Origin of the sequence: Amycolatopsis mediterranei (assembly GCF_026017845.1) — a bacterium.
Lineage (GTDB): Bacteria > Actinomycetota > Actinomycetes > Mycobacteriales > Pseudonocardiaceae > Amycolatopsis > Amycolatopsis mediterranei.
This window is the reverse complement of sequence record NZ_CP100416.1, coordinates 9,073,415-9,085,560: the sequence shown is the minus strand read 5'-3', so window position 1 is coordinate 9,085,560 and position 12,146 is coordinate 9,073,415. Positions and strand designations below refer to the sequence as shown.

At 71.7% G+C, this 12,146-nt stretch carries 14 protein-coding genes; 7 read left to right on the top strand and 7 right to left on the bottom strand.

The genetic code is table 11. From position 1 onward, the window contains the following. Positions 1-8 precede the first annotated feature (8 nt). Entirely contained in the window at positions 9-890 is an 882-nt protein-coding gene (locus ISP_RS41070) for an ABC transporter permease subunit (protein WP_013229684.1), read from the bottom strand. Beyond that, positions 890-1,945, bottom strand: coding sequence for an ABC transporter ATP-binding protein (locus ISP_RS41065; RefSeq protein ID WP_013229683.1), 1,056 nt, complete (start codon positions 1,943-1,945; stop codon positions 890-892). Before ISP_RS41065 ends, ISP_RS41070 begins: the two co-directional genes overlap by 1 nt. Before the next feature lie 523 nt (positions 1,946-2,468). On the opposite strand from ISP_RS41065, the gene ISP_RS41060 reads away from it, so the two are divergent. From ISP_RS41060 to ISP_RS41045, 4 genes are read left to right on the top strand one after another with little or no spacing between them, the layout of a single operon-like run. After that, the gene (locus ISP_RS41060) at positions 2,469-3,146 is read left to right on the top strand and encodes a response regulator transcription factor (protein ID WP_034283980.1); all 678 of its coding nucleotides are present in this window, start codon (positions 2,469-2,471) and stop codon (positions 3,144-3,146) included. Further along, the gene (locus ISP_RS41055) at positions 3,139-3,975 is read left to right on the top strand and encodes a HAMP domain-containing protein (protein WP_013229681.1); all 837 of its coding nucleotides are present in this window, start codon (positions 3,139-3,141) and stop codon (positions 3,973-3,975) included. Before ISP_RS41060 ends, ISP_RS41055 begins: the two co-directional genes overlap by 8 nt. Next, complete coding sequence (locus ISP_RS41050) at positions 3,975-4,211, top strand: ATP-binding protein (RefSeq protein WP_013229680.1); 237 nt, start codon at positions 3,975-3,977, stop codon at positions 4,209-4,211. Before ISP_RS41055 ends, ISP_RS41050 begins: the two co-directional genes overlap by 1 nt. A gap of 45 nt (positions 4,212-4,256) precedes the next feature. Then, positions 4,257-4,520, top strand: coding sequence for a hypothetical protein (locus ISP_RS41045; protein WP_013229679.1), 264 nt, complete (start codon positions 4,257-4,259; stop codon positions 4,518-4,520). 2 nt (positions 4,521-4,522) lie between these two features. Here ISP_RS41045 and ald read toward each other — a convergent pair whose 3' ends face one another. Next, positions 4,523-5,638 (bottom strand): alanine dehydrogenase, encoded by a 1,116-nt coding sequence (ald, locus tag ISP_RS41040; RefSeq protein WP_013229678.1) that lies wholly within the window; start codon positions 5,636-5,638, stop codon positions 4,523-4,525. Positions 5,639-5,811: 173 nt separating this feature from the next. Here ald and ISP_RS41035 point away from each other — a divergent pair, with 173 nt between their 5' ends. Beyond that, entirely contained in the window at positions 5,812-6,747 is a 936-nt protein-coding gene (locus ISP_RS41035; RefSeq protein ID WP_013229677.1) for a zinc-binding dehydrogenase, read from the top strand. Between the two features lie 454 nt (positions 6,748-7,201). Here ISP_RS41035 and ISP_RS41030 read toward each other — a convergent pair whose 3' ends face one another. Together ISP_RS41030 and ISP_RS41025 are read right to left on the bottom strand one after the other, a co-directional pair. Beyond that, a complete protein-coding gene (locus ISP_RS41030) occupies positions 7,202-8,119 on the bottom strand; it encodes a zinc metalloprotease (RefSeq protein ID WP_013229676.1) in 918 nt (305 codons plus the stop codon). A gap of 164 nt (positions 8,120-8,283) precedes the next feature. Further along, complete coding sequence (locus ISP_RS41025) at positions 8,284-9,840, bottom strand: PucR family transcriptional regulator (RefSeq protein ID WP_013229675.1); 1,557 nt, start codon at positions 9,838-9,840, stop codon at positions 8,284-8,286. Positions 9,841-9,890: 50 nt separating this feature from the next. Here ISP_RS41025 and ISP_RS41020 point away from each other — a divergent pair, with 50 nt between their 5' ends. Together ISP_RS41020 and ISP_RS41015 are read left to right on the top strand one after the other, a co-directional pair. After that, complete coding sequence (locus ISP_RS41020; RefSeq protein ID WP_013229674.1) at positions 9,891-10,511, top strand: class I SAM-dependent methyltransferase; 621 nt, start codon at positions 9,891-9,893, stop codon at positions 10,509-10,511. Positions 10,512-10,882: 371 nt separating this feature from the next. Further along, positions 10,883-11,284: a hypothetical protein gene (locus ISP_RS41015; protein WP_230468590.1), complete on the top strand. Its 402-nt coding sequence runs from the start codon at positions 10,883-10,885 to the stop codon at positions 11,282-11,284. On the opposite strand, the gene ISP_RS41010 is transcribed toward ISP_RS41015, so the two are convergent. Together ISP_RS41010 and ISP_RS41005 are read right to left on the bottom strand one after the other, a co-directional pair. After that, complete coding sequence (locus tag ISP_RS41010; RefSeq protein ID WP_013229672.1) at positions 11,285-11,779, bottom strand: VOC family protein; 495 nt, start codon at positions 11,777-11,779, stop codon at positions 11,285-11,287. It lies immediately after the preceding gene. Continuing rightward, the gene (locus ISP_RS41005) at positions 11,776-12,114 is read right to left on the bottom strand and encodes a PadR family transcriptional regulator (protein ID WP_013229671.1); all 339 of its coding nucleotides are present in this window, start codon (positions 12,112-12,114) and stop codon (positions 11,776-11,778) included. Before ISP_RS41005 ends, ISP_RS41010 begins: the two co-directional genes overlap by 4 nt. Positions 12,115-12,146: the final 32 nt, after the last annotated feature.

The following is a 12,146-nucleotide window of genomic DNA, read 5'->3' as shown; positions in this document are numbered from 1 at the left end:
CGCCGGGGCTAGGTGATGTCGCGCTTCTGGTTGCCCGCCCAGCCGAGGCCGAAGAAGAGCAACGTCCACGCGAAGAAGATCAGCGCCGAAGCCCACCACGAGATCACACCGGGCGCGCCCGCCGCGAGCTGCAGGCCGAGCGCCGACCAGTGGTCGACGCCGCCCGGCAGGTTGAGCGAGTTGATGCCGAACGCGTCCGCCGCGATCCCGCCCACGATCCCGTTGGCGGTGCCGTTCGGCAGCAGCCCGCCCAGGATGTCGGCCGGTCCCCAAAGCGCGATGACGAGCACGTTCTCGATGATCAGGAACCACACCAGGAACAGCACCACGGCCAGCGGCACGTTGCGCAGCACCGCGCCGAACCCGATGCCGAACAGCGTCACCAGCACCGAGGCCAGGATCGTCCCGCCGAGCGCGGCCAGCCACTGGCCGGCACTCGGCCACCGGCCGGCATCGACCGACGCCATCACCGCGATCGCCGAGACGCCGAAGCTCACCAGGCCGTAGATCGCGCCCCACGCCACGTACGTGATCATCTTCGCGGTCAGCGCCATGACCCGGTTCGGCGCCGTCAGGAACGTCGTCGTGATCGTCTTGCTGCGGTACTCGCCGGCCAGCGCGAAAACGCCGAACAGGCCGGGGATCAGCTGCGCGATGTTCACGCCGTGCGCGAAGGCCAGCAGCCCGACCGGCAGCTTGCTCGCGTCCAGGCCGACCGCGCCCGCGACCTCGCGGGCGTCGCTGGAGCCGATGAAGTCCGCGAAGTCGTTCGTGATCTTGCCCCACACGAACGTCAGCCAGAACGCCACCAGCGCCAGCGGGATCAGCAGCACCCACCACGTGTTCAGCGAGAGCGTCTTGCGGAACTCCGCCTTGATCAGGTTGCCCATCACTGCTGCGGTCCTCCCCAGTACTGCTGCTGTTGCTGCTGCGGGCCCGACGGCGGGCCTTGCGGGTAGTGCTGTTGCTGCGGCGGGTAGCCGGGCGGCGGACCCGGCTGGTACGGCGGCTGCGGCGGCGGGTAGCCCGGCGCACCGGCGTACTGACCCTGCGTCAGCTGGAAGAACATCCGCTCCAGATCGGCGTGCTCCTCCTGCATCCCGTACACCGCGATCCCGGCCTTCGCGGCCAGGTCGCCGATCTGCTGGACGCTCGACCCGGCGACCGCGACCCGGCCGTCCGGCGTCGGCGACACCTGCTGGATGCCGTTCTCCTGCAACGCCTTCACCAGCGCCGCCGGGTCCGCGGGCTGCACCAGCACCCGCGACTGCTGGCCCTTGCGCAGCTGCTCCAGCGGGCCGTAGTAGCGCGTGACGCCCTGGCTGATGATCACGACCTGGTCGATCAGCTGCTCGACCTCGTTGAGCAGGTGGCTCGAAACCAGCACCGTCCGCCGCTGCTCCCGCGCGTACGACCGCAGGAAGTTGCGCAGCCACAGGATGCCCTCGGGGTCGAGGCCGTTCGTCGGCTCGTCGAGCACCAGCACCTGCGGGTCGCCCAGCAGCGCCGTCGCCAGCGCCAGCCGCTGCCGCATGCCGAGCGAGAACCCGCCCGCCTTCCGGTCCGCGGCGCTGCCCAGGCCCACCAGGCCGAGCACCTCGTCCGCGCGCCGGTCCGGCACGCCGATGGCCGCCGCGTACACCCGGAGGTGGTTGCGGGCCGTCCGGCCCGGGTGGAAACCCTCGTTTTCCAAAACCGAGCCGACCACCCGCGCCGGGTTCCCCAGCTGCGAGTGCGGCCGCCCGTTGATCGTCGCCGTCCCCGATGTGGGTGTCACCAACCCGAGCAACATGCGCAACGTCGTCGTCTTGCCGGCCCCGTTCGGGCCGAGGAAACCCGTCACCGAACCCGGTTCGACCGTGAAGCTCAGGTTCTGCACGGCGTTCACTTCGCCGAACCGCTTGCTCAGGTTCTGCACCACAATCCGGCCACTGCCGTCGTGCATACCGTCCCCTAACGTTCCCCGCTGATGCGGCGTCATCCTGCCCTACCGGCGGTCCTCACGCGCACGGAATGCCCGAGAGCGACCTTCGTCACTTTCCGCTACTGGCGAGTAGGGGATCCGGTGTCGCTGACCAGAGGTTTCGTGATCTCCGGCCAGATCAACTTGGTAAAGAATTCGTGCGACTTGCCGACCCGGTGCAGCCAACTCCGCGGAACCCCTCTAAGCTAGGTATCGGCGGCCCGCTCCCAGTGACCCCCAGGCTGGTTGAGCGGGTCGCCCCTTCGTCTCTGCATCGCGGCTTCGCCGCTCATGTCGACTCCGTCGTTTCTCCCGGGGGGCCGAGCCCCCCGGACCCCCACGGTGCCTCGTGTGCGGCTTCCAGCGTGGTTTGGTAGCTCCGCGGCTGGCTTCCGGCGTGGTCTCCTCCGCTTCGCTTTCGGTGTTCCCGGCACGGTGCCTTGCGCTTGGCTTCTGGTGTGTTCCTTGGTGCCGCGTTTGTGCGGGGCTGTGGGATCGTTGCTTGGTGCGGATCTTGGTCGTTGAGGATGAACGGCGGCTGGCCGAGGCTCTGCGGGCCGGGCTTGGTGCTGAGGGTTATGCCGTTGATGTTGCCCACAACGGGCGAGATGCTCTGTGGTATGCCGGGGAACACCCCTATGCCGCCATCGTGCTGGACATCATGCTGCCCGGGCTGAATGGGTATCGGGTGTGCCGGCGGCTTCGGGACCAGGGGGACAGCACTCCCATCCTCATGCTCACCGCCAAGGACGGTGAGGATGACGAGATCGAGGCGCTCGATACCGGGGCCGATGACTTCCTGCCCAAGCCCTTCTCCTACGGCGTCCTCCTCTCCCGGCTGCGTGCCCTGATCCGCCGGGGTGGTGCCACCCGGCCGGGGGTCCTCAAATTGGGGGACCTCGAGCTCGATCAGGCCAGCCGGACCTGCCGGCGCGGTGGCGCCGACATCACCCTCACCGGTAAGGAATTCGCTCTTCTGGCTTACCTCATGCAGCGGCCCGGGCAGGTCGTCACCAAGGCCGAACTGCTCGACAACCTGTGGGACTTCGCGGCTTCCGCGACGGCCAACCTGGTGGAGGTGCACGTCAGCGCGCTGCGGCGCAAGATCGACGTCCCGTTCGGGGCCGAGACCATCCGGACGGTCCGCGGCGCCGGTTACCACGTGGTGACCGCGGGTGCCTAGCTTCTGGCGCGCCACCCGGTTCCGGGTCGCCGTGACCGCCTTCGCCGCGTCCGCCGTGGTGCTCGGGGCGGTGTCCGTGTGGTTCGTCCTCCAGGCGCGCGGCCGCCTCGAGACCGCCGCCGCCCAGCTGGCCGGCGCCCACGCCGACGCCATCGTCCAGCTGCTCAACACCGGCGCCCGGCCCGGCGACCTCCCCCTGCTCGTCCGCGACTCGATCTACGAGGTGAAGGACCAGCGGGGCGCGTCGCTCGCGTCGTGCCCGGTCCTGCGCGAAGCGACGCTGGCCGCCTACGACACCGATGTCACGCTGCGGCCGTACCAATACGACCGGTCCGCGTTGGCGTCCGTCGGCTGCGCACCCGAGCTGCGCGGGCTCGACGACGACCTCACCCTGCACGTCGTGCACGCCGACAGCGGGGACAGCAAGTACGAGGTGTTCGCGGGCGCGCAGCTCGATCCCGAGGGACAGGTCGCGGTCGATTCCGCCCGCACCGTGCTCGCGGCGGGTGTGCCCGCGGTCGCGCTGCTCATCGGCGTCATCGCGTGGCTCGCCGTGCGCCGGTCGCTGCGCCCGGTCGAGGCCATCCGCGGCGAGGTGGCCGAGATCGGCGCGCACGACCTCGGCCGCCGCGTTCCGGACCCGCGCACCGGCGACGAGATCGCGCGGCGGGCCGGGACGATGAACACGATGCTCGCCCGGCTCGACGAGGCCGTCACGCGGGCAGAGCCGGTTCACCTGGCTTCGCCCCGGGCCGGGGGCATCGCCACCCGGACCCCCGAAAAGCACAGCGGCACGCCGTCTCCCGCGTCGCCGTCACGGTGTCCGTAGTGGACGGACAGGCGGTGCCGACGGTCGACGACGACGGGCCGGGCATCCCGGAAGCGGATCGCGAGCGCGTCTTCGACCGGTTCGTCCGGCTGGACGACGCCCGCGATCGCGACGACGGCGGATCCGGGCTGGGCCTGGCGATCGTCGCCGACATCGCCCGCGCCCACGGCGGCACGGCGGCGGTCGAGGGCGGCAGCCGGTTCGTCGTCCGGCTGCCGGAGCTGAAGACGTCTTGAGCCCGCTTCAGGTCCCGTTCAGCGAGCAAGATCAACGCTGCGGGCATGCAGATCTCCTGGCGGCCGCTCGACCACGCCGAATACCGGGCCTCCTCGTGGTTCCCCGGCTTGACCGGCCTGCGCGCGCTTGCCGCGCTGGCCGTCGTGTTCTTCCACTACGGCGGCCCGGTTGCCGGCCCTCTGCAGGGCTGGATCGCCGTCCAGCTGCCGTCGATCGCTTTCGGACGGCGGCTGCCGGGCGGTGTTCGCCGGAAGAAAGGGGAGCGGGCTCCTGCCGGGATGCGGCAGGAACCCGCTCGGCGGAAATGAGGTCAGGCGAGGACGGTGTCCAGCGGCGTGTGCGGCAGGTCGTGGGCCACCGCGACCGGGCCGTTCGTCAGGGCGCCGTCGTGTGTGTTGAGGCCCTTCGCGAGGGCGGCGTCGGCCTGCAGCGCGGCCTTCCAGCCGTGCTCGGCCAGCTGGACCGCGTAGGGCAGGGTGACGTTCGTGAGGCCGTAGGTCGACGTCCGGGGCACCGCGCCCGGCATGTTCGCGACGCAGTAGAAGACGGACTCGTGCACGGTGTAGGTCGGGTCGTCGTGCGTGGTCGGGTGCGAGTCGGCGAAGCAGCCGCCCTGGTCGATCGCGATGTCGACGAGCACGCTGCCCGGCTTCATGCGGGCCACCAGGTCGTTCGAGACCAGCTTCGGCGCCTTCGCGCCGGGGACGAGCACCGCGCCGATGACCAGGTCGGCCTGCAGCACGGCCTCCTCGACCGAGAACCGGGTCGACGTCACCGTGCGGATGCGGCCGCCGAAGTCGTTGTCGATCTGGCGGAGGCGGTCGACGTTCGTGTCGAGGATCTCGACGTCCGAGCCGAGGCCGAGCGCGACCCGGGCGGCGTTGAGGCCCGCGACGCCGCCGCCGATGACGACGACGCGCGCCGGGTGCACGCCGGGGATGCCGCCGGGCAGCACACCGCGGCCGCCGCTGGGCTTCATCAGGGAGAACGCGCCGACCTGCGGGGCCAGCCGGCCCGCGACCTCGGACATCGGGGCGAGCAGCGGGAGCGCACCGTTGGCGGTCTGCACCGTCTCGTAGGCGATGGCGGTGGTGCCGGCCGCCAGCAGCGCGTCGGTCAGCGGCCGGTCGGCGGCGATGTGGAGGTAGGTGAACAGGACCTGGTCGCGCCGGAGCCGCCCGTACTCCTCGGCGACGGGTTCCTTGACCTTGAGGATGAGCTCGCCCTCGGCCCAGGTCTCGTCGGCGGTGGTGAGGATCTTCGCGCCGGCGGCGACGTACTCCTCGTCGGTGATGGACGAACCCACCCCGGCGCCGGTCTCGACGAAGACGTCGTGCCCCCGGCCGGCCAGCTCGTGCACCCCGGCCGGGGTCAGCGCGACCCGATATTCGTGCTTCTTGATCTCACGGGGAACGGCGATACGCACGGTCGGCCTCCTGGGTCGGTCTGCGTCCGGAATTCGGGGCGGTGTTACCACTCACGGTGAACCACCCGGACGGCGGTGTCATCGTGCTGCACGGACAGTTCTGAGCAGCTTTCGTAGTGCTGTCGAAACAAGTCGCTTGACTTCGACTTCACTTGAAGTTGCAGCGTTACGACATGCGTGCGGTGTGGTTGAGAGAGTTCGGCGGTCCGGAGGTCCTGGTCCCGGGGGAGGCGCCGGATCCGGTTCCCGGGCCGGGACAGGTGCTGGTCGAGGTGGTGTTCGCGAACACCACGTTCGTGGAGACGCAGTTCCGGGCGGGCGCTCCGGGGCCGTTCCGGGCCGGGCTGCCGGTGATCCCGGGCAACGGCGTCGGCGGCGTGATCAGCGGGGTCGGCGAGGGCGTGGACCCGGGGCTCGCGGGGCAGCGGGTGGTCACGTCGACCGGCGGCTCGGGCGGGTACGCCGAGCGCGTCGCGGTGGACGCGGCGGCGGTGTTCGAGGTACCGCCCGCGCTTTCGCTCGACGCGGCGGTGGCGCTGCTCGCGGACGGCCGGACGGCGACCGGCCTGGTGCATGCGACCAGGGTGCGCCCCGGCGATCGAGTACTGGTTGAGGCAGCGGCGGGCGGCGTCGGCGGCCTGCTGGTGCAGCTGGCGAAGGCGGCGGGAGCCACGGTGATCGGCGCCGCGGGCGGCCCGGCGAAGGTGGCGCACGTGCGCGGGGCCGATGCGGTGGCCGACTACCTGCGGCCGGACTGGACCGCCTCGGCCGGCCCGGTGGACGTCGTGTTCGACGGCGTGGGCGGCGAGATCGGCACGGCGGCGTTCGGGCTGCTGCGCCCGGGCGGCCGGATGGCGGTGTACGGGCTGGCGGGCGGTTCGTGGGCCGAAGTGTCCGAAGAGGACGCTGCCGCGCGCGGAGTCTCGCTGGTGCGGTCGATCGGGACGCCGGCGCAGCTGCGGGCGTTCACGGAGTCGGCGTTGGCCGCGGCGGCGACGGGGAGCCTGGTGCCGGTGATCGGGCAGCGGTTCCCGCTGGAGAAGGCGGCGGACGCCCACGCGGCGATCGAGTCACGCGCGACGGTGGGGAAGACGTTGCTGGTCGTATAGCGGCAATTTCGGCGGCGGGGCCCCTCTGGCGCGCCCCACCCATCCCTGGGGGACGAGCCCCGCTCAGTCTATCGGTCGGCGCCGACCGATCTGGCCGTTTCAGGGGCTTGGAGCCGGATTGATCCACAAGCGGCGAGGGGTGTGGACAGCTTGGAAGGCGGCCGAAGAGCGCGAGGTGGCGAGACGAAATCAACCGAGGGCTTGTGCTGGGGAAACCGGGCAGGAGCGGGGAAAATCGCCGCAGCGGGTGCATCGAGAGCACTGGGGCAGGAGAGCCGAGAAAGCGAGGCGGCGCGGCCGAACCAACCGAAGTCTGCCGAGCCGCTCCGGCGGACCAAGCCAGGACCAAGCCAGGACCAAGTCAGAACCAAGCCAGGACCAAGCCACCGGAAAGCCGTGAAGGCCACCTCGGTGAGAGATGGCCTTCACGGGTTCCGCCGCGGGAAACGGAGGCTCAGGCGCGGTACGCCGACCACGAGCTGTTCATCCGCGAGCTCTGGCCCGCGGTGAACTCGTACATGCAGCTGTCGTAGCTGTAGTCCATGAAGTTGTGGACCGGGTCCTTGCCCGTCGAGGTGCAGGTGTCCTTGTTCGCCGGGCAGCCCGACGTCGCCGTCGCCTCGGCCGGGGTGTCCGACACGTAGTCGCCCGAACCGGAGCAGCCGCCCTGGAACGTGTGGTACAGGCCCATCCAGTGGCCGACCTCGTGGGTGGCCGTGTCGCCCTCGTTGAAGTTCGTCGCCGAGCGGCCCGGGAGGGACTCGTCGAGGATGACGACGCCGTCCAGCTTCGGCTGGGAGCTGTAGTTCGACGGGAACGTCGCCCAGCCGAGCAGGTCGTCGCCGAGGTTGGCCGTGTAGATGTTCAGCGCGTTCTTGCCGCCCTTGCGCAGGGCGTTCTTCATGTTGCGCTCGGCCGACGTGCCGTCGGTGATGCCGTTGTACCAGGTGGAGTTGTTCGTGTAATCGGTGCTCACGAGCGAGAAGCTGAAGCCGCTCGACGCGTAAGCGCTGTTCAGGACCGAGATCTGCTTGCTGATCGTCGACGCGGGCAGGTTGCCGGTCGAACCGCTGGTGATCACGTGGAAGTACACCGGGATCGAGACCGCGGCCGCCTGGGCGGAGAACGCCGTGCGCTTGCCGGCGAGCTTGCTCTGCATGTCCGCTTCGATGCGGGCCGCCTCCGCCGGGGACACCGTGTCGGCGTGGCCGTCCTTGCTGCGGTCCGCGGCGTGCGTGGGGGTGAAGCAGTCGCCGCTCGGCGCCGCGACGGCGCTCCCGGCTCCTGCGGCCGGGACGACCAGGGCGATCAGGGAGAGCGCGGACACCGCACCCAGCTTGACGGCCTTACCGAACCGCTCCGAACTGCTCATGGAGGTACTCCTCTGGCAACGACCCGGCTACCCGGGGTGGTGAGGAGAAAATGCGCCACGCGATCTTCGGAATCCACCATCTTTCGGCTGGAAAAGACAATCCGAACGATCGGCGCGATCCATGCGGAGTAACGCATCGGCGAAACGTTGGGCCGAACGGCCCATCAGCTCCAGCGCAGGGCGACGAGCTGGGTCAGCAGGGCCAGCCGGACGTCGGGGTCGTCGAGGTCCAGCGGCACCAGCTCGAGGAGCTTCCGCATCCGGTACCGCAGGGTGTTCGGGTGGATCCGCAGTTCCTTCGCCGCCGCCCGCGGGTCGCCGGGGTGCCTCAGCCACTCGTAGAGCGTCTCGACGTACCCCGCCTTGCCCGATTCGTCGTGCGCGCGCAGGATGCCCAGCGGGCCGAGGTCGGCGACCCGCGCCGCCGAGGCCGCCGTCGCGCCGCGGTGCAGCGTCAGTGCCGTCCACGCCTCGTCGAAGGCGATCACGCGCTCGGCGAGGATTTCGGCGCGCAGCAGGCCGAGGGCTTCGTCGGCCTGGGCGCGCGACGCCGAGAGGTCGCCGATCCCGCCGGGGGAGCCCGCGGCCGCGCGGGAAGCTCCGCCGCGCCGGGACGCCGGTTGCGCGAGCAGGGCCTGCCGCAGCTCGGCCCAGCCGCCCGGCCCCGGCCGGTCCGGCACCACGGCGTAGAGCAGCCCGCCGAGCTCGGTCGCCACCGGGCGGCTGCCGATGCCCTGGGAGATCCGTTCGAGCAGGGCGAGCCGCAGGCCTTCGGCGTCGCGCCCGGCACCGCCGGTGACCTCGATGACGACCACGCGGTGCGGCTCGTCGGACAGGTCCAGCTCGGCCATCGCCTTGCGCGGGTTCGCCCGGCCTTCGAGCACCGCGCGCAGCAGCTCGGCCGACGCGCGGCGCTGCGCGTCGGTGTGCGCGCGCCGCCGCAGCAGGTGCAGCGCGACGACCGGGGCGGCGTCGGCGAACGCGGCCGCGCGCTCGTCGGACACCGGCCCGGCGACCACCGCCCACATCGACCCGAGCAGCTCGCCGCCCATCCGGATCGGCACGATCAGCCGCGGCAGCGTGCCGTCGCGCTGGGCCGGGACGAAGATCGTCTGCCGGCCGCGGGACAGCTCGCGGAACACCCCGCGCGACCGGAACCGCGCGAGGACGTCGTCGGGGATGCGCCGGCCCATGATCGTGGCGACCCGGGCGGAGTCGGTCAGGTCCTGGCGCGCGGAGTAGGCGAGCACGCGCGAGTTGGTGTCCTCGATGGTCACCGGCGCGTCGACGACGCTCGCGACGGCGTCGGCCAGCCGGAACAGGTCACCGGACCCGGGGTCGAGGTCCTCCGACTCGTCGGCGAGGGCGTCGAGGACGGTCCGCAGCAGCCAGACGAGCTGCGCCCACGACGTCGCGGCGTGCACCTGGATCAGCGCGATCCCGCTGGCCTTCGCGGCCCGCTTCACCGCCGGTTTCGCGGCCAGCGGCGGCTTGAGCAGCACCGCGGCGGCGCCCTGCCCGGCGCTCTGCTTCACCAGCTCGGCAGCGTCTTCGGGCCCGGTCGTGGCGACGCCGAGCACGAGGTCCCCGGCGGACAGGGTGAGGGCCCCGCCGGGTTCGGCGATGACGACGTCGGCGACCGCGGGCGAGTCGTCGGGCACCTGGAGCGCGTGGAGCAGCGTCGGCCCCACCCGGTCGACCACGCTGCGCACCGAAACCACAAGACCATTCTCGCCGAGAAACCGCTGGAAGGCTCGGTAGGGTCGGCGGGGTGAGCGAAGCCCGGCGGATCGTGGAAAGCGGTTACGACAGCGTGGCGGAGCGGTACCTCGAGTGGAGCGCGCGGATCGCCGACGACCCGCGGTCGCGGTTCCTGGGGGAGCTGACCGGCCGCCTCGACGACGGCGCCCGGGTCCTCGACCTCGGCTGCGGCGCCGGCGTGCCGAGCACCGCCGCGCTCGCCGGACGGCACGACGTCCTCGGCGTCGACCTCTCCGCGGCGCAGCTGGCACTGGCGCGGCGGAACGTCCCCGGCGCGCGGTTCGAGCGGGGCGACATGACCGCACTGTCCTTTCCGGACGGCAGCTTCGCCGCCGTGACGGCGTTCTACTCCGTGTTGCACGTGCCGCGGGAAGAACACGGCGGGCTCTTCGCCCGGATCGCCGCGTGGCTGCGTCCCGGCGGCTGGTTCCTGGCCGCGCTCGGGTGCAGCGAAGCGAACGGCGTCGAGGCCGGCTGGCTGGGCGCGCCGATGTTCTTCAGCAGCCACTCGCCCGCGGAAAACCGGCGGCTGCTCGAAGCGGCCGGGTTCACCCTCGAGGTGGACGAGATCGTGACGATGCGGGAGCCGGAGGGGCCGGCGACCTTCCACTGGGTGCTCGGCCGGCGCTGAGCCGGGGCCTGCCGGGGCGGTGGCGGGCGGACGCGCCGCCCCGGCAGGCGTTCAGGGGATATCGCTCACTGCGCTCCGGTGATTTCGGGAATGCCGGACCCGGCCGATCGTTCCTCGGGTCCGGAGAGGCGCCGACTCTATTTCATCCCGGCGATCCTTCCCAGCCGGTTCCCCCATTCATCGCAACGGTGGAAAACTCCTGCCGGAGACGCCGGGAGAGCGAAAAGAAACCGTCAGTGGCGTGGGAAGCCCTTGTGGTCAGCCAAACCCGCCCCGGTGCGCACGCGGATCGGGCGTATGGCATCCTCTCGCGATCGACCGGACGGTTTCGCCGGGGAAAGTGCGAGGTGGTCAGCTTGTACGGACGTGACGTGGCGGAATGGCAAAAGATGATCGACGCGGGCAAGGCGATTCTGATCGCGCGCGCGGTCGTCGACCGGACGACTTCCTTCGGTGAATTCGCCGCCGCGCTGACCCGGCGCACCGGGGTGGCCGGGTTCGACTTCACCACCGGCGACGGCCGCGCGAGCATGGCCCACCTGCTCGACCGCATCTCCGAAGCCGGGTTCGAGGAGGCGGGCGGGCGGCTGCTCGGCGCGCTCGTCCGGAACCTCGGTGCCGACGACGCCGGGCCCGGCTTCTACCGGCTCGCGAGCCGCAAGGGCCTGGCCGTGCCCCGCACCCGCGGCGGGCGCCAGCTGTTCTGGGCCCAGCACGTCCGCGAGCTGCACGAACACTTCGCCGGCGTCGGCAGGCGGCCCGCGGCGGGGTGATCAGTGTGGTCCGGGGCTCCGCCCCGAGCCGGGGGCTCCGCCACCCGGACCCCCGAAAGCCGCGTTGTGCGGCTTCCGCGCGTCGATGTCCTCCGGCGTGTACTGCTCGCGCTTGGTCGTCAACGCCCAGCGGTGCCCGTCCGGGTCGACGACCCGGCCGTAACGCTCGCCGAAGAACATCTCCGCGACGGGTGCTTCCACCGTCGCGCCCGCGAAGACCGCGCGGCGGGCGAGGTCGTCGGGATCGGCCGTTTCCAGCGTCAGCAGCATCGGGATGCCGCCGATCGTCGACGGCGCCAGCGCGTCGAGCGCGGCGATCTCCTGGCTGACCAGCAGCCGCGCGTCGCCGACGGCCAGCTCGACGAACAGCACCGTGCCATCCGGCAGGACCGTGCGGAAGAGCTCCACCGCGCCGAACGCCTTGGTGTAGAACGAAAGGGCCACGTCCACATCCCGCACGAACAGGTGCGGCACCAGGCCGAGCGGGCGGCTCACGCCGACTCCGGGCGCGCCGTCAGCCCCGCGGCCCCGGCCGCGGCGACCAGCCGGGCCAGCAGGGCGGCCTCCCGTTCGGCGGCCGCGCGGCCGGCCGGGGTGATCCGGTAGTAGCGGCGGCGCGAATCTTCGCCCGGGAGCTCCTCGGCCAGGCCGTCGGCGGCCAGCCGGGTCAGCGTCCGGTAGAGCGTTCCGGGCCCCAGCTGGACGGCGTCGCCGGTGACCTCGGCGACGAACCCCATGATCCCGTAGCCGTGCGCGCGCCCGCCCGGCCCGGCGGCCAGCGCCAGGAGCACCTGGAACGCCGCGGGGGTCAGCGGGTTGCCGTCGGCCATGGACCGAGCCTACACTCCGGTCTGGTTATATC